Raw genomic sequence first — 22,660 nt, forward strand, 5'->3', positions numbered from 1 at the left:
GTTTACCGATGCGCGCTCTACTCGTGCTGTTCAGTCTCGTCCTGTCGTTGTCGACGGCCCAGGCCGCCGACAAGCTTCAGGTGGTTACCAGCTTCAGTATCCTCGATGACATCACCCACCAGATTGGTGGTGATCACATCCAGATCAGCAACATGGTCGGCCCCGACGCTGACGCCCATACCTACGAGCCTACCCCGGACGATGCCAAGGCATTGCTCAAGGCCAAGGTGATCATCAAGAACGGCCTGGGCTTCGAACCCTGGCTGGACCGTCTGGTGACCAGCACCGAAACCAAAGCCACGGTGGTGACCGCCAGCAAAGGCGTGATCTCCCACACCATGGACGAAGACGGCGAAACCATCCCCGACCCGCACGCCTGGCACAACCTGGCGAACGCTGAAATCTACGTGAATAACATCACCAAGGCGCTGATCGCTGCCGACCCGGCCAACAAGGCCGACTACCAGCACAACAGCCAAACCTACCTGAAAGAAATCTATCGCCTGCTGGCCGAAGCCAAGACCAAGTTCGGCGCTCTACCCGCCGGTAACCGTCGCATCGTCACCTCCCACGACGCCTTCGGTTACCTGGGCCAGGCGTACGGCATCGAGTTCCTTGCGCCACAGGGCCTGTCCACCGAACGCGAGCCGTCCGCAGCCGAAGTGGCCGCACTGATCACCCAGATCCGCAAAGACAAAGTCAAAGCCGTGTTCATGGAAAACATCAAGGATTCGCGCCTGCTCAAGCAGATCGCTGACGAAAGCGGCGCGCAGATCGGCGGCACGCTTTACTCCGACGCCCTTGCCGCTGAAGGCCCGGCCAGCACCTTCACCGGGCTGTTCGAATACAACCTCAACACACTGTGCGCGGCCCTAAGCTCACCTGAAAAAGCCAAGCCATGACCTTGAGCATGCTCGACCTGGAAGGGGCTGCCGTCGGCAGCCGCTTTCCCCTCGAACCCGTGCTCGATGCCCTGCCGTGGAACAGCGATGGCCTGATCGCCGCCATCGCCCAGCAACATGGCAGCGGCGAGGTGTTGATGCTGGCCTGGATGAACCGCCAGGCCCTCAAGGAAACCCTGGGCACCGGGCAGGTCTGCTACTGGTCGCGCTCACGTCAGCGGTTGTGGCGCAAGGGCGAAAGCTCCGGTCACTGGCAACAACTGGTGGAAGCACGCCTGGATTGCGACGGCGACGCGGTCTTGCTGATCGTCGACCAGCAAGGTCCGGCCTGCCACACCGGTCGGCCGACCTGCTTCTACAACGCCATCGACGGCAACTACGTCCACATCATTACGGAGCCCTTAGCATGATCCGCAAAAACCCGTCCGGCGATCTGCCCGTGATTGCCGAGTCAGCCTACGTCGACAAGACCGCCATCATCTGCGGCAAGGTCATCATTGGCGAAAATGTTTTCGTCGGCCCCTACGCCGTGATCCGCGCCGACGAAGTCGACGCCAGCGGCGGCATGGACCCGATCATCATCGGCGCCAACTCCAATATCCAGGACGGCGTGGTCATCCACTCCAAATCCGGCGCGGCGGTGACCATCGGAGAATTCACCTCCATTGCGCACCGCTCCATCGTCCACGGCCCCTGCACCGTCGGCGACCGCGTGTTCATCGGTTTCAACAGCGTGCTGTTCAACTGCGCCGTGGGCGACGGCTGCGTGGTGCGCCACAACTCGGTGGTCGACGGCCGTGATTTGCCTGCGGCGTTCTATGTGCCCTCCACCACCCGCATCGGACCCAACACCGACCTCTCGCAATTCCCGCCGGTGAGCGTGAGTGCCTCGGAGTTTTCCGAAGACGTGGCGCGCACCAACGTTGATCTGGTGCGCGGCTACAAAGCCCTGCAAAACGAGTTCTGAACCATGAGCCGCCTGCTGATCCGCAACGCCCGCCTGGTGAACGAAGGCCAGGAATTCGACGCCGATGTATTGGTCGCCAATGGTCGTATCGAAAAGATCGCCAGCAGCATCCAGGACAGCAACGCGCCCGTCGCCATTGACGCCCAAGGTCACTGGCTGCTGCCCGGCATGATCGATGACCAAGTGCATTTTCGCGAACCTGGCGCGCCAGACAAAGGCAGTTTCTACAGCGAATCCCGCGCAGCGGTAGCCGGTGGTATCACCAGCTTCATGGACATGCCCAACACCCACCCGGCCACCCTCGACCTGGACGCCCTGGCCGACAAGAAACGCCGCGCCGCCCTGCACTCGGTGGCCAACTATGGCTTTCATTTCGGCGTGAGCAACGACAACCTCGACACCGTCGCCGCCCTCGACCCGCGCGAGGTGGCCGGAGTCAAAGTGTTCATGGGCGCTTCAACCGGCAATATGCTGGTGGACGACCCTCGGATCCTGGAACGCCTGTTCGCCGAAGTGCCCACCATCCTGCTGGCCCATTGCGAACACACGCCGAGCATCCAAGCCAACGAGCTGCGCCTGCGCGAGCGTTTCGGCGAGCACATCCCCGCCGTCGCGCATCCGCTGATCCGCGATGCCGAGGCGTGCTATCGCTCGTCATCCTTTGCCGTGGAATTGGCCAAGCGCCATGGCACCCGTCTGCATGTGCTGCACCTGACCAGCGCCCGCGAACTGGCGCTGTTCGAAGACAAGCCCCTTGCCGAAAAACGCATCACCGCCGAGGTCTGCCTGCACCACCTGCTGTTCGATGACCGTGACTATCATCGCCTCGGCCACCAGATCAAATGCAATCCGGCGATCAAGACCCGCGCCGACCGTGATGCCCTGCGCCTGGCGTTGCTGAGCGACCGCCTGGACGTGATCGGCAGCGATCACGCGCCGCATACCTGGGCGCAAAAACAGTTGGCTTATCGCGAGGCGCCGTCGGGATTGCCCCTGGTGCAGCACGCACTGCCGGCGCTGCTGGAGCTGGTGGCCGATGGGCTGCTGCCGCTGACCACGCTGGTCGCAAAAACCAGCCACCGCGTCGCCGACCTATTCGCCATCCCCGATCGCGGCTATCTGCGTGAAGGTTATTGGGCCGACCTGGTGCTGATCAAACCCGAGCCCGAGGGCAAGCCGGTCAGCAGCCAACCGATCCTGGCCCGCTGCGGCTGGACGCCCTTCGCCGACCGCAGTTTTCGTCACAGTGTCAGCACCACCCTGGTTTCCGGCCACTTGGCTTTTCATAACGGTCAGGTAATCGACAGCTGCCAAGGATTACCTTTGCATTTCCTGCGTTAGAGACGACGGCGATGATCCGCATCACCTTGCCAGACGGCACGCAACGCGAGTACGACGAGGCGCTGTCGGTTTACGAAGTTGCTGCCAGCATCGGCGTGGGGCTGGCCAAGACGTCGGTCGCCGGCCGCGTTGACGGTGTGCTGGTGGGCTGCGAACACCTACTAGAGCAGGACGCCCGGCTCCAGATCATCACCACCCAGGATCCCGAGGGGCTGGAGATTCTGCGACGCTCCTGCGCGAGTCTGTTGGCGATGGCCACTCAGCAACTGTTTCCTATCGCTCAACTGACAGCCGGGTCGCCCATCGACGATGGTTTCTTCTACGACTTGGCCTACGAACGCGCCTTCACACCGGTCGACCTTGAACAGATCGAAGCACGCATGCGCCATTTGGCGAACACCAATCATTCGGTGCGGCGCCTGGGCGATTTTGAAGCCCTATGTCACGGTCTTCATGTGCCCAGCACCGGTGTGATCCGAGCCTTCAAGCTGACCAAGGTCACCATCAACGCGTCGCAGCAACGCATTTACGGCACCTGTTGGGCCAGCCAGCAGGCGGCGGTGCTCACCCTGAGTGAAAGCCAGGCTGACTTCGGCCAGCAGGTCTGTGAAGCATTGAGACGTGTGGGTATACGGGCGGTGGTGGACCGACGCAACGAGAAGGTCAGCTACAAGATGCGCGAGCACAGCCTGCATGAAGTGCCGTATCTGGTGATTGTTGGCGAGAGGGAAGAAGCCGGCGGCTACGTCAGCCTGCGTAGCCGCCTGGGGGAAGACCTCGGTCAGATGAGTGTCGAAGCCCTGTGCGAAAGGCTCAAGCGCGAGGCTTGACCGTCCCGCAATCGTTGCCCAACCATTGGGCATGGCTGTCCAGGCTGCCCTTCTGCTGAATGCCGGTGGCATTGAAGGTGCCGTTGACGGTGGTGGTGAATTCTTTCTGGCTCTGGAAAGTTGCTACGCCAGTGCCTTGGGCTTTCGGGCAACTGAAACGGAATTTCCACTGGTTGCCGGTCTTGTCCGTCACTTCCTGCTTGCAGCCCGATTGCGGGTCGGTCAGCGGGATCGAATCGGAGGCGACCTGCGCCGGAGTCAGGCACACCTGCACACCTTTACCGGCCATAGTGATGCCTTGTTTTTCGAGCATGGCGCGTTGTTCCGGGGTCATCTGTTGCTTGAGCTGACCGAGGATCAGCGACAGGTCCGGCAGGTCCTGGTTATCGACTTTCATATTGCTGGTGGTCAGTTCCCACAAGCCCGGCGCCAGCATCTGCGCCTGCGCCGCCACCGGCAGCGACACACCAATCATCATGGCCAAAGACAGCAGACGAGCATTCATCGGGTAACTCCAGGGTAATGTTGGGCGTTAGACGCCGCAAAGGTGCCAGGGTTGCACGGCAAATAAAATAGCGACATTCCTGACCAGACATGGTCTGTTAGGCACTTGGATTGCCTGGAGTAACGTCGTCCATGGATTTCTTTGGCCCGCACCTGCTCGCCTACTTAATCGCCACGCTGCATTTTCTCGGGACCCTCGCCGCGATCCACGCGGTGCTGACCGTCAGGACCGCCCAAGGCTCAATCGCCTGGGCCTTGTCGCTGATGTTCATGCCCTACCTCACGCTGATCCCGTACCTGATCTTCGGCCGCAGCACGTTCGACGCCTACATCCAGGCCCGTCGCCAGGCCAACCAGGAAATGCACACCGCCATCACCGAGCTGAACTGGCGCCCATGGGTCGAAGAAGCCTTGGCGGCACGCAACTCCAGCGCCTACGCTTCGCTGCGCGCCATGCCCAAGCTGGGCCGCATGCCGTGCCTGGCCAACAACGAAGTGCGTTTGCTGATCAATGGCGACGCTACCTTCAGTGCGATCTTCGCGGCAATCCGCAGCGCCAAGACGGCGGTGCTGTTCCAGTTCTTCATCATTCATGACGACGAACTTGGCAGGCAGTTGCACGCCCTGTTGAAGGAAAAGGCCGCAGAAGGCGTCTCCATCTACGTGCTGTATGACCGCATCGGCAGCCATGCCCTGCCCCATCGTTATGTGCAATCGCTGCGCGACGCCGGGGTGAACGTCAAAGCCTTCGCCACCCGCAGCGGCTGGCTCAATCGCTTTCAGGTCAACTTCCGCAACCATCGCAAGATCGTGGTGGTGGACGGTATTACCGGGTTTGTCGGCGGGCATAACGTCGGCGATGAATACCTGGGCAAGAAACCACCACTGGCACCATGGCGCGATACCCATGTGCAGGTGACCGGCCCGGTTGTGGCGTGCTTGCAGGAATCGTTTGCCGAAGACTGGTTTTGGGCCGCGCGCGAACTACCGCCGCTGATATTGCCGGACGCCTACCCGGAAGACGGCGTGCTCTGCCAATTGCTCGCCAGCGGTCCGGCCGACCCCTATGAAACCTGCTCACTGTTCTTCGTCGAAGCCATCCACGCAGCGACGGAGCGGGTATGGATCACCAGCCCCTACTTCGTCCCCGACGAAGCGGTGTTCTCGGCCCTGCGCCTGGCCGTGCTGCGCGGTGTCGACGTGCGTCTGCTGCTGCCTTCACGGCCCGATCACCGCATCGTCTACGCCGCGTCCAGCCTGTACGCAATCGAAGCCGTGCGCGCCGGCGTGCGGGTGTTCCGCTATATGCCGGGCTTCCTGCATCAGAAGGTGGTGTTGGTAGACGACGAAATCGCCGCTATCGGCAGTGCGAACATGGACAACCGTTCGTTCCGGTTGAATTTCGAAGTGATGTTGCTGACGGTCGACGAGGCCTTCGCCAAGGAAGTCGAGCACATGCTGCTGGGCGACTTCGCCCTGGCCCATGAAGTCAGCCAAGAAGAAAGCCGCGAAACCCGTCGCCTTCAGCAACTGGGCATGCGGGTTGCGCGGCTTATTTCACCGATTCTCTAACAAACAACCCAATACCCACTGCAGGAGCTGGCTTGCCAGCGATGGCGGTGTATCAGTACCGAATCAGTCGGCTGACACCACGCAATCGCCGGCAAGCCAGCTCCTACAGTGTTTTCAATAATCAGCGGTAGATATCTTCCCGTGTCCACGGCAGGTCATGGCTGCCATCGGCATGGGGTTTCACCGCCAGAATCTGGTGCAGGTTGATCCAGCCCCGGGCAAACGCATACGCGCAACCCGCCAGGTACAGCCGCCAGATGCGCAACGCTTGCTCCGGCACCATTTTCGCCGCCGCTTCCAGGTTGTCTTCCAGGCGCTCGCTCCAATGGTCCAGGGTGCGCGCGTAGTGCAGGCGCAGGCTTTCGACGTCGACCACTTCCAGCCCGACTTCGCTGATCTCGGCCGTCATCATCGCCAGGTGTGGCAGCTCGCCGTTGGGGAACACGTAACGCTCAATGAACTCCCCGGCGCCACGGCCCACAGGGCGACCATCGGTGTGCTTGGCGGTGATGCCGTGGTTCATCACCAGGCCGCCTTCGCGCACAGCGCCGAACAGGGTCTTGCAGTACTCCGCCAGGTTGGCGTGGCCGACGTGTTCGAACATGCCCACGCTGACAATTTTATCGAAACGGCCGTCTTGCGGCAGGTCACGGTAGTCGAGCAGTTGCAGGTCCACCTGGTCTTCCAGGCCTTCGGCTTTTACGCGTTCCCGGGCCAGCGCCAACTGCTCCTTGCTCAGGGTGATGCCAAACACCTTGACCCCGAACTCCCGCGCGGCAAACCGCGCCAACCCGCCCCAACCACAACCGACATCCAGCAGATACTCGCCCGGCTGCAGCCGCAGCTTGCGGCACAGGTGGCGGAATTTGTCTTGTTGGGCCTGGTCGATGGATTCGCTGCCGGTTTCGAAATAACCGCAGGAGTACACCATGTCCTGGTCCAGCCACAGCTGGTAGAAATCGTTGGACAGGTCGTAATGGTAGGAAATGGCCGCTGCGTCGGTGGCCTTGTCGTGGATCGAGCGCACCGGACGACTCCCCTCGTCATCCTCGATCAGGGCGTGACTCAATTCGTCACATACCCGGATGACCTCGGAAATGGAGCCTTCCAGCTCCAATTTGCCCTCGACGAAGGCTTCGCCCAGTGAGTTGAGCGTGGGATGGGTCAGCTGGCTGACAACCGTGGGGTCCTTGACCACGATGGTCACACTGGGCTCGGGGCCCAAGTTGAATTCATGGCCGTCCCAGAGTCGAAGACGCAGCGGTAGCTGAAGATTCTGTAAGGCCGGTGGAAGTTGCGCGAGCATGAGTAGTCCCCCCTTGTTTCAGACGTCTGCTGAGAGGTTAGACCATCCAAAGACAAAGTAGGAGGCTATCGATTTGATAGCGCTCCTCTATGGGGCTCGACGTTCGAGCAACCCGTCCTGGACCCACTGCTTCAGCCATGTGACGGCCTGCAGTGGCGCACCCTCTGCATGAGTGACTGCCAACTCGGCGCACAGTTCGGCAAAGCTCCAACCGGTGGTCGCCATTCCTGTCAAGGCAGAGACTTCGGCGGGCTCCAGGCTACGGTAATGGCAGACATTCTGATGGCGCCACACCAGGCACGTCTGCGCCGGGGCCAGTGCCTGGCTGTCGGGAAAGTCGGATTCGTCCTTACTGGCGCGCCAGATCGCTACGCTGTTGAACTGGCACAGCAGCGGTTGCACCGTCGGCGCCAGGGAAACCTGCAACACCGGCCACGCCTCCGGCGGTAACGACGCCATGTCGTTCAGCGTCAGCGGTTCGCCCTGCGGCGCATCAAATGCCAGGGTAAACGCCCATTCCAAACGCGCTACCTCCGCCAATGGCGCACTCTGCTCCGCCACCAGATGCTCAAGGATAAACGCCGGAAAACGCTCGCCCAGCCAGCGCAGGCTGTAATGAGCCGAGGGGTAGCGGCGCAGGTAGGCCTCGGTCAACGCGGCAAACTCGTCATCACCCAGCCAATAAAGGACGGCACTGAAGTCATGCCGCAAGACTTCTTGCAACCGTGAGAGGTAGGCGTTGTGGTAAATCGCCAGGCCCGTGTCCACATCCAGCGTCGGTCCGCCCAGCAACGTGGCGGCGAAGTCACTGCGGGCACTCGGTGTGTCGGCTAATAGATGTTGTTCGAAGGCCAACTGCCAATCGGTCAGGCGCATAACGGCCTCCTGGCCAGGACCGTCGCGCCCAGTTCACGGGCCTTGCTCAGCTCGGTGAGCAGCTCTTCAAAGGGTGGGAAATGGTCGTCCCGCTCCAGTAGCGTCGACACAGGTCCCAGGTACTCAAGCGTCTGTTGATAAAGCGCCCACACCGGATCACACACGGGATGGTCATGGGTGTCGACTACGTAGTCGCCGTAGTCCATATGCCCCGCCAGGTGTAGCTGGCGAATGCTTTCCGATGGCAGGTTGCGAATAAACGTCCAGGCGTCAAAACCATGATTGCGCGAGCTGACATACACATTGTTAACGTCCAGCAACAGCTGGCAGCCCGACAGGTGGGCCAGGGCATTGAGGAATTCCCATTCGGTGAATTCGTCCGCTTTCGAACGCACGTAACTGGAGACGTTTTCCAGCACCAATGGGCGTTGCAGCACGTCCTGCACTTGGCGCACACGGGCGGCCACGTGGTAGAGGCTTTCTTCGGTGTAAGGCAGCGGCAGCAGGTCATGCAACTGGTGGGCGCTGCCGCGGCTCCAGCACAGGTGATCGGAAACCCACGCCGGCTGGATACGCTCGGCGAGCTGTTTGATCTGCTTCAGGTAATCGATATCAAGGGCATGCGGCCCGCCGATGGACAGGGAGACACCGTGCATGACCAAGGGATAACGCTCGGCTATCGCATCCAGGTAATACAAGGCTTTACCGCCCTGGACCAGGTAATTCTCGGAGATCACTTCGAACCAATCCACCGCGGGGGATTGCGCAAGGATCTGCTCATAGTATTCGTTGCGTAAACCCAGGCCGTAACCCAGAGAGGAGAAAGAGGTAGGCATGTGGACTCCTGGAAAGTGTCCGCAGCGGCTTGAAGGTCCGCTGCGGTTGCACCCGGCTAGCGATTACTCGCCGACTTTTCCGCCAGCAGCATCGCAGGCGGCCTTGGTCATCGCCTTGAAGCCATGACCCTTGCAGACAGCCTGGCCTTTGCAGGCGTTCTCGGCGGTCTTGCAGTCGTTCATGCCTTTGCAGGAGGTCACGCCGTAGCAATGAACAGTAGCGTCGGCGGCCTGTACCTGGGTGGCGACACCGGCAAACATGGTGGCGGCAGCGATGGCCAGAGCAGCACCGGAAACGGCGTTTTTGATGTTCATTTTTGTAGTCCTCAGAGATCAGTAAGGGTGTCGGTCTGAACGGATTGTTCAGTCTCGACACACCACTAGAGTGAGGTCCCTCATGCGCGTTACAGCGCTGTACAAAAATTTCTGAAATTATTCCTCAAGCTTCAAAAGCGGTTCCTGAAAACGCAGTAATCGCCCGGCGTTGCCCAGTACCAGCAAGGTGCTGAGGTTATGCAACACCGCTGCAATCATGGCGCCCGCCGCACCCAACCAGCCAAACGCGGCAAACACGACAATGGCCAAGGTCCAACCCAGGCCGATGATCACGTTGACCTGCAAGGTCTGCCGGCACTGGCGACTCAAGCGCACACAGGTGCCCAGGCGCCGCAGGTCGCTGCCGATCAGCACCACGTCCGCCGACGCCAAGGCAATATCCGCCCCGCCCGCGCCCATGGCCACGCCGACCACACCGGCCTTGAGCGCCAGGGAATCGTTGATGCCGTCGCCTACCACCATCGGACGGAAGCCGCTGCCGATCTCACCCAACACGCGGTTGAGCTTGTCCTCCGGCAGGGCCTGGGCTTCGACATCGCTGATGCCTACCTCCAGCGCCAGGCTGTTGGCCACGCTTTGACGATCGCCGGTAAGCAGCAGTTGGCGACCGAGACCGAGGTCACGCAGTTCTTGCAGGGCCTGGCGAGCCTCCGGCTTGACGCTGTCGGCCAGCAGCAACCAGGCGAGGAACTGCCCATTCAGCGCCAGCCCGGCGATGGGGCCATCGTGGTTCGGTACAACGGTGGTGACGATGCCCAGTTGCTCGAACAACTCCGGCCGCCCCAAGGCCGCTTCGCCCTGATCGGTCTGCGCCACGACGCCCAGCCCCTGGCGCTCACGAATATCCGTCAACGCCAGCAGTTGTTCCTGCGTTGCCAACCCCGCCAACGCGCGGCTGACCGGATGGCTGCTCGCCGAGCCCAGGCTGGCTGCCAGATTGAGCAGCACTTGCCGATCCGGCGCGGTGGTTTCGATGGATTGCAGGCGCAGGGTGCCGAAGGTCAGCGTCCCGGTCTTGTCGACCACCAACGAGGTCAGGTCCGCCAGCTCCTCCAGAAACGCCGAGCTGCGAATCAGAATCCCATGCCGCGCCGCCACCGCGATCCCGGCAATCGCCGTGGCCGGTGCCGACAGCACCAACGCGCACGGGCACGCCGCCACCAGCACCGCGAGCATCGCCTGGGCGTCGTTGGTTACAAACCAGGTCACCGCCGCCAGCAACAACACCAGCACCATATAGCTGCCCGCATAGCGTTCCAGCAGCCGCGTGATCGGCGGTTTTGACCGCTCGGCGTTCTGCATCAGCGCAATCACCTTGCCCAAGGTGGACTCATTGCCCGTGCGCGTCACTTGCAGGCGCAGCAAGCCATCCAGGTTGATCGCCCCGCCAAACACCTGCACACCCACACTGGCTTCCAACGGCACCGACTCACCGGTAATCGGCGCCGTGTCCAGGCTCGCCAGGCCCGACAACACCACGCCATCGGCGGGCACCCGGTCACCGGCCCGCACCTCGACCACATCACCGGTATTCAGCGTGCCGTTATCCACTTCAACAATGCTGCCGTCGGCCTGCACCAACCGCGCATGGCTGCGCGTCAGTTTGCCCAACGCATGGATCGCTTCCTGCGAACCGATCACGCTGCGCTCTTCCAGCACATGGCCGAAGATCATGATGATCGGCAGCAACGCCGCCGTCAGCAGGTCCCCTGTGGCCCAGGCACCGAGCATCGCCAGGGCGATCAGTTGATCGGTGATGCCATGCAGGCTCGGAAACCGCAGGCTGTACCAGGCCGAACGCATCACCGGCACCGCCACCAGCAACGACGCGACGCCCAGCAGCAGTTGGCTCACGCCGGTCTGGTCCGGCGCCAGCCAGCGCCATACCAGGCCCAGCACCAGCAAACCCAAGGCCAGCATGGCAAGGGTCAATTGCCGGGCAGCGCTGCGCTGTTCGGCGGAGGTCAGCATGGGTGCGCTCATTGTTCGGCTCCCTGGATGATCAAACGGGAGTCGTCTTTAGGATCGACCGTGGTCACGGAACCGGCCTGGCCGAGAATTTTCGGCAAGCGCTCGCGGTACAGACGCAGCAGCAAACCCGGGTCTTTAACTTGGGCCAGGCTGGCAACGGTTGCGGTTTGCGCCTGGGCGTTGGCCAGGCGTTCGCTGGCCTGGGCGTGGGCGACTTGCACCAGGCGGTCGGCCTGCTGGGTCGCGGTCTGGGTGAGTTTTTCCGCGTCGGTACGCGCGTTGGCCACGGCCTTGTCGGCTTGTTGGCTGGCCGTCAGCACGGCGTTGAAGGCATTCACCGCCGGGGCCGGCAGGCTGGATTGCACATCGACACGGGTCACTTGGATACCCAATCCCAAGCCTGTGGAAGCCAATTCCACCAGGCGCTTGTTGATGCCTTGCACCAAGTCGCCACGCAACCGCTCACGGCGCTCGGCGGCGCCATTGTCGGTGCCGATCAGTTCAGGTCGCGCCACCAGAATCGTGTCCAAGTCCCGCGCCGCGGTGAGGGCTACCGCGCTGCGCGTCACCAGTCGATCCAGAGCCGGCAGCACATGGTCGCCCTGCAACACAAAGGCATAGGGTTCAGTGACTTTGTAGAACACCCGCACATCCAGTTGCACCACGCCGGCATCGCCGGTCAGCAGGTAACCGGAACCGGCCAGCGCATCACTCAAGGGCGTGGCGAAGCTGGCTACACGGTCGGCCTGGAGCGCCGCGTCGGAGCGCAGCAGGTTCTCCACCCGGCGTTCGATCACGCGATCAGCTGCCGGTAGCAGCACCACCTGCTCGAACGGCTGCGGCCATGCCAGCAAGAGTCCGGCATTCTGGATACGGTCTAGTGCGCCAAAATGCAGGACCACCGCACGGTTCTGCGGGTCGATCTGGCGCACATTGGAAAACGCCCAGGCCAACGCCGCCAATACCGTCACCGCGTACAACGCCAGGAAGGTCAGGCGCCCGGCCTGGATCCAGGGGCTGTCCGGGCTGTCACGCTCGGTCATGGCTGGACGTCCTTCGGCCCGTCCACCAAGGCGCGGAACGGCGCCGCGTCGGTGCGCAGGATGATCTTGGTGCCTGGCGTGACCACAGTGCCCAAGGTATCCAGAGAGCGCAGCAGGTTGTATAGCTGTGGATTACCCGCGTAGGCGCGGCCATAAATCTGCGCCGCTTCGACCCGCGACTGGGCCTCGATATCGGCAGCCTTTACCGTGGCATCGGCCTGCACGATGCGCGCATCACGCTCGGCGGCGGAGCGGATCTGCGCGGCTTCACGCTTGCCCACGGCGGTTCGTTCGGTGGCGATGGTTTCACGCTCAGCGCGCATACGGTCGACGGTGGCCGTGAGGGTGACGGATGGCAAGGTCAGGCGTTCAACGCCGATCTGGGCCACGCGCACGCCATAGGTGGTGAGCAATTGTTGATCAATCTGCTGGCGCAACTGCGCTTCGAAATCAGCGATGCGCACCTGGCTGGCATCGGTGTTGATCAGGCTGGACAGGTCGAAGCTGGCGGCCGTGGTTTCCAGCGCCGAACCCACGAAGGTACGAATCTGCCGCGCCGCTTCATCCGGCTGGTTCTGCACAGCGCGCATGAAACGCTGCACGTTGTCTGCGTCGCCCTGCACCTGCCAGGCCACATAGGCCTGCACGATAATCCGCAGGCCATCGCGGGTGCCCACATCCTGCAAACCACTGGAGGTGGTGCGCAGGCGCAAATCCACCGGGATCGCCGCTTCGAACGGCGCCGGCCAACGCCAGCCCAAGCCCGGTTCCAACAACACCCGCGACGGGTTACCGAAACGGGTAATCACCGTGGCCTCGCCGGAACGCACCTGCACCAGGCTGGCGGCAGCGACCGCAAACAGCACCAGCAACAGCGCCCAGGCCATACGCCGCCAGGGGAAAGGGCCGGCCGCTTGTTCGTCACCGTGATGATGGTGGTGGTGATGGCCGTGATGATGACCGTGATCGTGAGAATGAGCGCTCAACAGACAGACTCCTTATTGAACGGCTTTACGCGGCACCGAAGGATCGGCCGGCAAGGTAAAAGAACGCAGATCGATCGTCGGCGCGCCGTCGGCACCCAGGCGATGATCCAGAATCAGCAGCTTGGCGTGGGCCAGGCCCTGGCTGAGTTGGCCGAGGTACTGTTCCAGCACGAACGCCTGCCCGGCGGTGGCGTAGGCCTTTTGTTCGGCGGTGAAGCGCAGGTTGGCCGCTTGCGCGCCCGCGTTCACTTCGCGGGCCGTGGCCGTGGCCTGGTCGCGGGCGGTGCTGGCTTGCAGCAACGCCTGGTTGGTTTGCTCACTGGCCGCGCCGCGTTCGCGGGAGATCAGGGCCTGGGCGCCGATCTGTGCAGCCTGCACACCGTGGTAAGCGTTGGCGGCACCGGCCGGCGGGTGGATCGCCTCTACCACCGTGGCGAGGATTTCCACGCCGCTGTCGAGCTTTTGCAGGTCGGCCTGCACGGCGCGGCCAATTTCCTCGGCCAGGCGGGTGCGTTGTTCGCCGAGCAATTCGTCGAGGGTGCGCGAGGCGAAGTCATGCACAAGGATGCGGCTGGCGGTGCTGCGGATCAGCGTCGGCACGTCCGCGCTGTTATAGGTGGCGGCGAGCGCGGCCTGGTCGGTGAGGCCGATGCGGTAGACGAACCGCACATCCATATTGACGATCTGGAAGCTCTGTTTGTCGCCGCTGCTGCTGGCGATCACCTGGGACTTGTCATTCACATGGCTGGCGTCCCACAAACGGTTGGCGATCAGCGGGGCCGGGCCTTCGGCAGGCGCCAGCTCCGGTGTAGCGGCTTCGCTGACGCTGGTGGCCAGTTCATGCACCACGCCGTTTTCCACACTGATCACGCGTCCCAATGGCCATGGCAATCCCGCATGCAAGCCAGGGCCGAAGACCTGCACCGGCTTGCCGAAACGTTCATAGATCCCACGGCCCTGCAGAGGCACTTCGTGCACGCCAGTGAGCGCCCAGCCTACCGCCAGTACCACCAGCAACACCGGCAGGAACGCCCGGCGCATGTAGGTAAATGCCCAGATCTGGCGCAAGTCGATGCCGAAGCGGTTGTGCAATTCATGCTGCAGCGCGAGCAAGGGTTGCGGCGGCCAGCGTAACAATCCGGCGATAAAGCTTTGCGCCATCAGGCGAGGCTCGAGGCGTGGCTGGCGTGGGCTGAACAGGGACAGCACGGCTCTTAATAAAAATTCGAGCGAGACCAAGGCCGGCAGCAAACCGATCAACACAGCCAACCTCAGTGGCCAGACTGAGTTAGCCCCGGCAAACAGCAGACACACCGCACTGACCACCAGGCAAATAATCGCTACTCGGCTCAACTGCGCCAGTTGCGAGGCTTCCGGCCATTGCGCGGCGGTCTCCTGGGCCAGACGGCGTTCAAACACCAGCAAACCAAACGCCAATCCCAACGCCAGCGCGGTGCCGATGCTTGCCGATTGACCGACCGGTGCGGCGGGCAGCGCCAGGTTCCAGAACTCGACAATGCTGACCAGCGCCAGCAACGACCAGCCGCCGAGCCACAACACCGGCGTACCGATCTGTTTGCCAAAACGCTCCACAAGGCGCGCGTACCGGCTTGCGTCTTCAACCGGCGCATCAGCCGACGGTTCTTCCAACGCCTGGGCACGCCAATCCGCCACCCACCACGCCGATTGCAAGCCGGCCACCAACAACAGCAACGCCGAGGCACAGTTGATCAGCACCACCGGCCAGATCGACAGCGGCGCAAACAGCGCGACAAACAGCGCCAGCACCCAGCCGGCAACCGCCAACACCGTCAGGCTGGTACCGGCCTGGCGCAATCGGCGGACATGGAACAGCCCCTGTTGAAAACGCGGAAGGCCTTCCACCGAAGCGCCGTCAGCTTCCAGATCCACTTGCATCCACTTACGTCCGCTCGAACACAATTAGTTACGATATAACACAAGGCGTGAAATTTTTGTTCGCTTAGAAGCAGACCGTGACTAAACCCCCAGAAACACGCGCCATCACTGGTGCAGGCCACGAAGAATCGGGCACACTCCAGAACAGTTTTTCGCGGGTCCACGGACAAGGAAGCGTCACTCCCCATGATTTCGATCTATCAGCTCAAGCCGCGTTTTCAAAACTTGCTGCGCCCTCTTGTGCAGCGCCTCTATGACAATGGCACCACCGCCAACCAAATCACCGTGCTGGCCGGCGTGATTTCCTTGCTGGTCGGCCTGTTGATTGCCAGCTTCGCCCAACACCTGTGGCTGTTTGCGCTGATCCCGCTGTGGATGATCCTGCGCATGGCGCTCAACGCCATCGACGGCATGCTTGCCCGTGAATTCGGCCAACAGTCGCGCCTGGGCGCCTACCTGAATGAACTGTGTGATGTGATCGCCGACAGTGCGTTGATCCTGCCGTTTGCACTGATCCCCGGCGTGAGCCTGGCGCCGGTGCTGCTGGTGGCGCTACTGGCGGTGTTCAGCGAATACGCCGGCGTGCTGGGGCCGATGGTGGGCGCATCGCGACGCTATGACGGGCCGATGGGCAAAAGCGATCGCGCGTTCGTGCTCGGCGTACTGGCCACCGGCGTGGCGCTGGGCTGGCTGGGCGCGGGTTGGGTCGACGCGGTGATGTGGCTGGTGGCCGCCCTGCTTGCCTACACCTTGGTCAACCGAGTGCGTCAGGGCCTCAAAGAACAACAAGAAACCTCACCGATTGCATAAGGATTTTTGCGATGCGCGAACAACAACAGCACACCTTCAGTACCCACGACGGCGTCGAGCTTTTCTACCGGCACTGGCCGGCCACGGAGACTACCGGGCCGCGCAAGGCAATCGTGTTGTTCCATCGCGGCCATGAGCATTCGGGACGTATCGCCCACCTCGTGGATGAGCTGAACCTGCCGCAGTTTGATTGCTTCGCCTGGGACGCGCGTGGGCATGGCCAATCTCCCGGCGAGCGCGGTGACAGCCCCAGCTTCGCCACCAGCGCCCGTGATGTGCAGACTTTCTGCGACCACATCGGCGCCACCTATGGCATTGAGGAAGATAACTTCGCCGTCATTGCGCAAAGCGTGGGCGCGGTGATTGCCGCGACATGGGTGCACGACTACGCGCCGAAGATTCGCGCGCTGGTGCTCGCGTCCCCCGCGTTCAAGGTCAAGCTCTACGTGCCATTTGCCCGGCCAGGCCTGGCGCTGATGCGCAAGTTCCGTGGCAACTTTTTCGTCAACAGTTACGTCAAGGCCAAGTTCCTCAGCCATGACCCGGAGCGCGTGGCGTCCTACGACAGCGATCCGCTGATTACCAAGGCCATTTCAGTGAATGTGCTGCTCGGCCTGTACGAAGCGGCCGACCGGGTTGTCGCCGATGCCCAGGCGATCCAAGTGCCGACGCAACTGCTGATCTCGGGTTCGGACTTTGTGGTGCACCGCAAACCCCAGCAGCAATTTTTCGACCGCCTCGGCAGCCTGAAAAAAGAGCTGCACATTCTCCCCGGTTTCTTCCACGACACCCTCGGCGAACGCGACCGCGCCACTGCGGTGAGCAGCGCCCGGCGTTTCATCCTGCAGAACTTCGAACACCCGCTGGACCGCGCGTCACTGCTGGACGCCGACAAGCTGGGCGCCACCTGCGCCGAGTCCGAAGCCCTCGCCGCGCCACTACCGCGCAACTCCTTGCGCGACCTGTACTGGCGCATGACCCGCGCCAGCATGGGCCTGGGCAAGAACCTGTCGGACGGCGTGAAGCTGGGCTTCGACACCGGTTTCGACTCCGGCAGCACCCTGGACTATGTGTACCGCAACACGCCCACCGGCAAGGGCGGGCTGGGGCGGATGATCGACACCAACTACCTCAACTCCATCGGCTGGCGCGGCATTCGCCAGCGCAAGCTGAATGTGGAGGAACTCCTGCGCCTGGCGATGGCCAAGTTGCGTGGAGAAGATCGCGAAGTGCGTATCGTGGATATCGCCGCCGGTCATGGCCGCTACATCCTGGAAGCCTTGCAGGGTGTGTCGCCGCTGCCGGAATCGATCCTGCTGCGCGACTACAGCGACATCAACGTGCGCGACGGTGGCGCACTGATTCGCGAGAAAGGCCTGGGGGATATTGCGCAGTTCGTCAAAGGTGACGCATTCGACCGTCTGGACCTGGCGGCACTGGACCCCAAGCCGACGCTAGCGGTGGTGTCCGGGTTGTATGAGCTGTTTGCCGATAACGGCATGGTCGGCGGTTCGCTGGCGGGCCTCGCTGAGGCCGTAGAGCCCGGCGGCTATCTGGTCTACACCGGCCAGCCATGGCACCCGCAACTGGAGCTGATCGCACGCGCACTGACCAGCCACCGTCAGGGCCAGGCCTGGGTAATGCGCCGCCGCAGCCAGGCGGAAATGGATCAACTGGTGGAAGCCGCCGGCTTCCGCAAGATCACCCAGCGAGTGGATGAGTGGGGCATTTTCACGGTGTCCCTGGCACAGAAGATCTGAGCATGCGCGAACCCGGCTTATTGAAACCTGCGTTCCTGTGGCTACTGCTGTTGGCGCCGCTGTTTTTTAGCACCTATGGCTTTGCCACCTGGGTCACCAGCCAGCGCAGCGACGTCGGCACGCTGGTGTTCGATTGGGAAACCCATATGCCGTTCTGGGCCTGGACCATCGTGCCCTACTGGTCCATCGACCTGCTCTACGGGTTTTCCCTGTTGCTGCCCAACACCCGGCATGAGTTGAAGCAACATGCGCTGCGTTTGCTGAGCGCCCAGGTGATCGCCGTGAGCTGCTTCCTGATCTGGCCGCTGCGCTTCACCTTCGAGCGGCCGGAACTGGACGGCGTGTTTGGCTGGCTGTTTGCAGTGCTGGCAGGGTTCGACAAGCCGTTCAACCAGGCGCCATCCCTGCATATCGCGTTGCTGGTGATCCTGTGGGTCATGTACCAACGCCATACCCAGGGAATCTGGCGTTGGCTCGTGCATGGCTGGTTCGCGTTGATCGGCATTTCGGTGCTGACCACTTATCAACATCACTTTATCGACTTACCCACAGGCGCCCTCGCCGGTTGGCTGTGTGTGTGGTTGTGGCCGGTGGAACATCCGAGCCCACTGTTGAATGCACGGCTCACGCGGGACCCCAAGCGCTGGCGGTTGGGTGTGCGCTATGGCGTTGGGGCCTTGCTGGTGGCGATTCTTGCGTTTGTACTGGGCGGTGGCTGGTTGTGGATACTTTGGCCTGCGGTTTCCCTCGCCTTGATCAAGGCCAATTACTTCGTGCTCGGCGCTGCGGGCTTCCAGAAACGCGCTGACGGCCAACTGACGCCCGCCGCGCGTTGGCTTTATGCACCCTATCTGGCCGCCGCCTGGGTCAACTCGCGCCTGTGGACACGCAAGCATCCACAACCCGACCTGATTGTGGATAACGTCTGGCTTGGGCGTATTCCTACAACGAGCGAGCAAGAACCCTTCAAGGCCATCGTCGATCTCTGTGCCGAATTGCCGATTAATCCACAGGGCCGCGCTTACCAATTGATTCCCGTGCTGGACCTGATTGCCCCGAGCCCCACCGAATGCCTGCAAGCCGCGCAAGCCATCGAGCACTTGCGCGCAAGTGGCCCATTGCTGGTGTGCTGCGCTCTCGGCTACTCGCGCAGCGCCACCGCCGTCGCGGCCTGGCTACTGCACACCGGGCGCGCCGCGACGATAGAGGATGCGCTGACTATCATTCGTACAGCGCGGGCCGATGTGGTCCTGCACCCCGCACACCGTGAAGCTTTGGAGGGTTTACCCCATGCCCGCTGATATGGAACTGCAGGTTGTCGCCAGCTTGCTGCGTCGTGGTCGCTCGCTGGATCAGTTATCCACAGGCCTGACCCTGGTTGGCGTCGCGTTCGGCCTGGCTCAACTGCTGATGGCGAGTATTGCGCCGATCTGCCTGCTGCTGAGCCTGTGGATGATTATCCTCGGGCTGCTGCAAAAATACTGGGCGCTGCGCGTGGCCTTCGACGCCGACCTGTTCACCCTGCTGGCCCGCGACATCGACCGCACCCCGGACCTCGACCAGGCCTTGCAGACTCTTGGCCTGCAATCGGCCAAGCGCATTGGCCGGCCCTGGACCGAGCGCCGTCGTGGCGCGCTCAAACTGTTGCGCAAACAAGCCTGGCTGCTGGGCGCGCAAGCGCTGCTGACCCTGGGCGTGATCCTCGCCAGCCCTTGGCTGCCTTTCGCCGGATAAGGAATCCCCATGTTCGAACCCGTGGTCGCCACGTTGATTACCTCCATGGCCCGCACCGTCACCGGTGCCCGCAGCCTGTGGCTGGGGTGCGCGCCGGTGCCGGTGCAACGCATCTACTTCACCAACCACAGCAGCCACGGCGACTTCGTGTTGCTGTGGGCCTCGCTGCCGCAGAACCTGCGCAAATTCACGCGCCCGGTCGCCGGCAGCGATTACTGGACTAAAAGCGCCTTGCGCCGCTACATCATCAACCGCGTGTTCAACGGCGTGCTGATCGACCGCGAACGCAAGGACCCTGTGGATAACCCTTTGCAACCCATGCTCAACGCTCTGGAAGGCGGTGATTCGCTGATCATCTTCCCCGAAGGCACACGCAACCTTGAAGACGGCCTGCTGCCGTTCAAAAGTGGCTTGTATCACCTAGCGAAAAGTTACCCACAGGCCGAATTGGTCCCGGTGTGGATCGCCAATCTCAACCGGGTCATGCCCAAGGGCCGCGTCCTGCCGCTGCCCCTGCTGTGCACCACCAGCTTCGGCGCGCCGCTGCAACTGGAAGAAGGCGAAGACAAAACTGCCTTTCTCACCCGCACCCGCGATGCCCTGCTCGCCCTTGCCCCGGAGCATGTCTGACATGGATAGCCAAACCCTGATGCTGTTCGGCGGCATCGGCGCCATCCTGGTGCTCGCCTCGCTGATCGGCCTGATCCTCAAGCTGCGCACCCGTGGCAGCCCAAATGCCGTCATCGACAACCTCAACGCCCGCATCAACGCCTGGTGGGTGATGGTGGTGGTGATCGGCATTGCCTTCTGGCTCGGCACTGGCGCGGTGATCCTGCTGTTCTACGCGGTATCGTTCTACGCCCTGCGCGAATTCCTCACCCTCACACCTACCCGCCGCAGCGACTACCCGGCGCTGGTTGCCGCGTTCTACCTGGCGCTGCCGCTGCAATACCTGCTGATCTACTCGGACTGGTACGGGCTGTTCTCGATTTTCATCCCGGTGTACGTGTTCCTGCTACTGCCGATCCTCGCCTCCCTGGGTGGCGACAGCACGCACTTCCTGGAACGCGCGTCGAAAGTGCAGTGGGGCTTGATGATCGCAGTGTTCTGCGTGTCCTTCGTGCCGGCATTGCTGACGTTGGACATCCCCGGCTACGAAGGCCGCAACCTGCTGCTGATTGCCTACCTGGTGATCGTGGTGCAACTGTCGGACGTATTGCAGTACGTGTGTGGGAAGTTGTTCGGCAAGCACAAGATCGCGCCGAACCTGTCACCGTCGAAAACCGTGGAAGGCTTTGTCGGCGGCATCCTGTTGTCGTCCCTGATCGGCGCGGCACTGTGGTGGACCACTCCGTTCAACCCGTGGCAGTCGTTCTTGATTGCGCTGCTGATCAACCTGCTCGGGTTTGCCGGCGGCATCGTGATGTCGGCGATCAAACGTGATCGGGGCGTGAAGGACTGGGGCCATATGATCGAAGGGCACGGTGGGATGCTGGATCGGTTGGATTCGGTGTGCTTCGCCGCGCCCATCTTCTTCCACCTCGTGCGCTACTGGTGGACCTGAACAAGCCCCCTGTAGGAGACGGCTTGCCGGCGATGGCGACCCTGAACGTTCATAAAATTCACGGGCCTCATCGCCGGCAAGCTGGCTCCTACAGCCATTAGCCTGGCAAATGCCCCAGCGGCAATGCGCCTGGGGTTTTCACGGTCTGGATCGCGAAGTTGCTGCGGATATCCCTCACGCCCGGCAGCTTCAGCAAACTACCAGTGACGAACCGCTCATAGCCGCGCAAATCCGGAACCACCACCTGCAACAGAAAGTCCGACTCCCCCGACACCAGGAACGCCGAGATCACTTCCGGCAGCGCCGTCACTGCCTCGCGAAAGGCGTTGGCCTCGGTATCGTTATGCCGCTCCACCTTCACGCCCACGAACACCATCATCCCCAGGCCCACTTCATCGCGATCCAGTGTGGCCTGGTAGCCGCGAATCACACCGGCTTCTTCCAGCAACCGCACGCGTCGCAGGCAGGGTGAAGCAGACAGCCCGATCTCGTCCGCCAACTGCACATTGCTCAGGCGGCCGTCGCGTTGCAGGGCTTCGAGAATCTTGCGGTCAAAAGCATCGAGTTTCAGATTTGGCATAAATGGATGGCTTACAGAGCAATAAGTGGCAGATAGTGCCAAGAATAGACGCTTTTCTGACTGACTACGCAAGGACCTGTCCCGCCCTTCGGCCCTAGAATTGGCAGACACACAAGGGGGTGGAACATGGCGGAACTCTGGTTGTTTCTGGTGGCTCTTTCGGTGGCGTATCTGCTGCCAGGGCCGGACATGATCCTGCTGCTGCAGACCGGCGCGCGCCAAGGCAAAGCCTTGGCGCTGACCACCGCGATTGGCCTGGGACTGGCCCGCGCCTGCCATGTGGCCCTGGCAGGCATGGGCTTGGCGACCTTGTTCAAAGTGGCGCCCTGGACCTTTGATGTGGTGCGGCTGGGTGGCGCGGCCTATCTGTTGTGGCTGGGGGTGCAGTGCCTGCGGGCAGATAGGCTGCCGACGCTCGATACGGCCAACGCCACCCTGAAAACCCACGCCTGGCGTGCCGCACTGCAACGCGGCTTGCTGACCAATCTGCTCAATCCCAAGGCGCTGCTGTTCTGCTCGGTGCTGCTGCCGCAATTCATCGACCCGCAAGCTGGCCCCGTGGCAGCGCAATTCGCGTTGCTGGGCGTGATCCTAGTCGCGGTCGGTTTCGCCTTCGACTGTTGCTACGCCCTGGCCGGCGCGCGCATCGGCCAGTGGCTGGCACGCAATCGCTCGGCGCAGCGTGTGCAGCAGTGGCTATTCGGCAGTCTTTTGATCGGTTTTGCGGTGCGCCTCACTTTTGTGCAACACGCCTAGCAGTGCGGCGTATCGGCGTCATCTTTTGTATCAAAGACGCGTGTAAGATACGCCGCACTTAGCCAGGGA

23 protein-coding genes are annotated in these 22,660 nt (G+C 62.2%); 13 read left to right on the plus strand and 10 right to left on the minus strand.

Translation table 11 applies throughout. The features are described from left to right. Positions 1-8: 8 nt before the first annotated feature. Genes ACP7C6_RS18500 through ACP7C6_RS18520 form a run of 5 tightly spaced genes read left to right on the plus strand, consistent with a single transcriptional unit; the run spans position 9 to position 4,040 of the window. Positions 9-902, plus strand: a complete 894-nt coding sequence (locus tag ACP7C6_RS18500) for a metal ABC transporter substrate-binding protein (RefSeq protein ID WP_028618552.1) — start codon at positions 9-11, stop codon at positions 900-902. Next, positions 899-1,312 carry a phosphoribosyl-AMP cyclohydrolase gene (gene hisI, locus ACP7C6_RS18505; RefSeq protein WP_028618553.1) on the plus strand — a complete coding sequence of 138 codons (414 nt, stop codon included), beginning with the start codon at positions 899-901 and terminating at the stop codon, positions 1,310-1,312. Before ACP7C6_RS18500 ends, hisI begins: the two co-directional genes overlap by 4 nt. Beyond that, positions 1,309-1,869: a DapH/DapD/GlmU-related protein gene (locus ACP7C6_RS18510; RefSeq protein WP_028618554.1), complete on the plus strand. Its 561-nt coding sequence runs from the start codon at positions 1,309-1,311 to the stop codon at positions 1,867-1,869. Before hisI ends, ACP7C6_RS18510 begins: the two co-directional genes overlap by 4 nt. Before the next feature lie 3 nt (positions 1,870-1,872). Then, positions 1,873-3,210, plus strand: coding sequence for a dihydroorotase (locus ACP7C6_RS18515; RefSeq protein WP_028618555.1), 1,338 nt, complete (start codon positions 1,873-1,875; stop codon positions 3,208-3,210). Positions 3,211-3,221: 11 nt separating this feature from the next. Next, a complete protein-coding gene (locus ACP7C6_RS18520; protein ID WP_028618556.1) occupies positions 3,222-4,040 on the plus strand; it encodes a His/Gly/Thr/Pro-type tRNA ligase C-terminal domain-containing protein in 819 nt (272 codons plus the stop codon). Here the strand turns inward: ACP7C6_RS18520 and ACP7C6_RS18525 are convergent. Then, on the minus strand, positions 4,024-4,545 hold the full coding sequence (locus ACP7C6_RS18525) for a DUF3617 domain-containing protein (protein ID WP_016978689.1): 522 nt from the start codon (positions 4,543-4,545) through the stop codon (positions 4,024-4,026). The genes ACP7C6_RS18520 and ACP7C6_RS18525 overlap by 17 nt on opposite strands. A 131-nt stretch (positions 4,546-4,676) precedes the next feature. On the opposite strand from ACP7C6_RS18525, the gene cls reads away from it, so the two are divergent. After that, entirely contained in the window at positions 4,677-6,116 is a 1,440-nt protein-coding gene (gene cls, locus ACP7C6_RS18530; protein WP_426109080.1) for a cardiolipin synthase, read from the plus strand. Between the two features lie 121 nt (positions 6,117-6,237). Here cls and cfaB read toward each other — a convergent pair whose 3' ends face one another. The 8 genes from cfaB to hflK (ACP7C6_RS18570) form a co-directional block, all read right to left on the minus strand. Next, the gene (cfaB, locus tag ACP7C6_RS18535; protein WP_028618558.1) at positions 6,238-7,422 is read right to left on the minus strand and encodes a C17 cyclopropane fatty acid synthase CfaB; all 1,185 of its coding nucleotides are present in this window, start codon (positions 7,420-7,422) and stop codon (positions 6,238-6,240) included. Between the two features lie 87 nt (positions 7,423-7,509). Continuing rightward, the gene (locus ACP7C6_RS18540) at positions 7,510-8,298 is read right to left on the minus strand and encodes a putative DNA-binding domain-containing protein (protein ID WP_426109081.1); all 789 of its coding nucleotides are present in this window, start codon (positions 8,296-8,298) and stop codon (positions 7,510-7,512) included. Then, a complete protein-coding gene (locus ACP7C6_RS18545; protein WP_426109082.1) occupies positions 8,289-9,134 on the minus strand; it encodes a DUF692 domain-containing protein in 846 nt (281 codons plus the stop codon). The genes ACP7C6_RS18540 and ACP7C6_RS18545 overlap by 10 nt, the downstream gene beginning before the upstream one ends. A gap of 63 nt (positions 9,135-9,197) precedes the next feature. Beyond that, complete coding sequence (locus tag ACP7C6_RS18550) at positions 9,198-9,449, minus strand: membrane protein (protein ID WP_028618561.1); 252 nt, start codon at positions 9,447-9,449, stop codon at positions 9,198-9,200. Between the two features lie 117 nt (positions 9,450-9,566). Next, complete coding sequence (locus ACP7C6_RS18555) at positions 9,567-11,453, minus strand: cation-translocating P-type ATPase (protein WP_426109083.1); 1,887 nt, start codon at positions 11,451-11,453, stop codon at positions 9,567-9,569. After that, positions 11,450-12,484, minus strand: a complete 1,035-nt coding sequence (gene hflK / locus ACP7C6_RS18560; protein ID WP_068937783.1) for a protease modulator HflK — start codon at positions 12,482-12,484, stop codon at positions 11,450-11,452. Before hflK (ACP7C6_RS18560) ends, ACP7C6_RS18555 begins: the two co-directional genes overlap by 4 nt. Beyond that, positions 12,481-13,470: a protease modulator HflC gene (gene hflC, locus ACP7C6_RS18565; protein WP_028618564.1), complete on the minus strand. Its 990-nt coding sequence runs from the start codon at positions 13,468-13,470 to the stop codon at positions 12,481-12,483. The genes hflK (ACP7C6_RS18560) and hflC overlap by 4 nt, the downstream gene beginning before the upstream one ends. A gap of 12 nt (positions 13,471-13,482) precedes the next feature. Then, positions 13,483-15,387, minus strand: a complete 1,905-nt coding sequence (gene hflK, locus ACP7C6_RS18570) for a protease modulator HflK (RefSeq protein ID WP_426109084.1) — start codon at positions 15,385-15,387, stop codon at positions 13,483-13,485. A 186-nt stretch (positions 15,388-15,573) separates the two neighbouring features. Between hflK (ACP7C6_RS18570) and ACP7C6_RS18575 the strand changes: the two genes are divergently transcribed. From ACP7C6_RS18575 to ACP7C6_RS18600, 6 genes are read left to right on the plus strand one after another with little or no spacing between them, the layout of a single operon-like run. Further along, the gene (locus tag ACP7C6_RS18575) at positions 15,574-16,197 is read left to right on the plus strand and encodes a CDP-alcohol phosphatidyltransferase family protein (RefSeq protein ID WP_061434689.1); all 624 of its coding nucleotides are present in this window, start codon (positions 15,574-15,576) and stop codon (positions 16,195-16,197) included. 11 nt (positions 16,198-16,208) lie between these two features. Continuing rightward, on the plus strand, positions 16,209-17,957 hold the full coding sequence (locus ACP7C6_RS18580) for a bifunctional alpha/beta hydrolase/class I SAM-dependent methyltransferase (RefSeq protein WP_305383311.1): 1,749 nt from the start codon (positions 16,209-16,211) through the stop codon (positions 17,955-17,957). 2 nt (positions 17,958-17,959) lie between these two features. Then, on the plus strand, positions 17,960-19,258 hold the full coding sequence (locus tag ACP7C6_RS18585) for a phosphatase PAP2/dual specificity phosphatase family protein (protein ID WP_028618568.1): 1,299 nt from the start codon (positions 17,960-17,962) through the stop codon (positions 19,256-19,258). Further along, complete coding sequence (locus tag ACP7C6_RS18590; RefSeq protein WP_028618569.1) at positions 19,248-19,691, plus strand: hypothetical protein; 444 nt, start codon at positions 19,248-19,250, stop codon at positions 19,689-19,691. The genes ACP7C6_RS18585 and ACP7C6_RS18590 overlap by 11 nt, the downstream gene beginning before the upstream one ends. A gap of 9 nt (positions 19,692-19,700) precedes the next feature. Continuing rightward, the gene (locus ACP7C6_RS18595; protein WP_426109085.1) at positions 19,701-20,321 is read left to right on the plus strand and encodes a lysophospholipid acyltransferase family protein; all 621 of its coding nucleotides are present in this window, start codon (positions 19,701-19,703) and stop codon (positions 20,319-20,321) included. 1 nt (position 20,322) lies between these two features. Continuing rightward, on the plus strand, positions 20,323-21,255 hold the full coding sequence (locus ACP7C6_RS18600; RefSeq protein ID WP_010207670.1) for a phosphatidate cytidylyltransferase: 933 nt from the start codon (positions 20,323-20,325) through the stop codon (positions 21,253-21,255). Between the two features lie 97 nt (positions 21,256-21,352). On the opposite strand, the gene ACP7C6_RS18605 is transcribed toward ACP7C6_RS18600, so the two are convergent. Continuing rightward, entirely contained in the window at positions 21,353-21,826 is a 474-nt protein-coding gene (locus ACP7C6_RS18605; RefSeq protein WP_025854407.1) for an Lrp/AsnC family transcriptional regulator, read from the minus strand. 135 nt (positions 21,827-21,961) lie between these two features. Between ACP7C6_RS18605 and ACP7C6_RS18610 the strand changes: the two genes are divergently transcribed. Beyond that, a complete protein-coding gene (locus tag ACP7C6_RS18610) occupies positions 21,962-22,591 on the plus strand; it encodes a LysE family translocator (RefSeq protein WP_305383312.1) in 630 nt (209 codons plus the stop codon). Positions 22,592-22,660 lie beyond the last annotated feature (69 nt).

It is taken from the genome of Pseudomonas sp. TWR1-1-4 (genome assembly GCF_049897165.1).
Classification (GTDB): domain Bacteria; phylum Pseudomonadota; class Gammaproteobacteria; order Pseudomonadales; family Pseudomonadaceae; genus Aquipseudomonas; species Aquipseudomonas canadensis.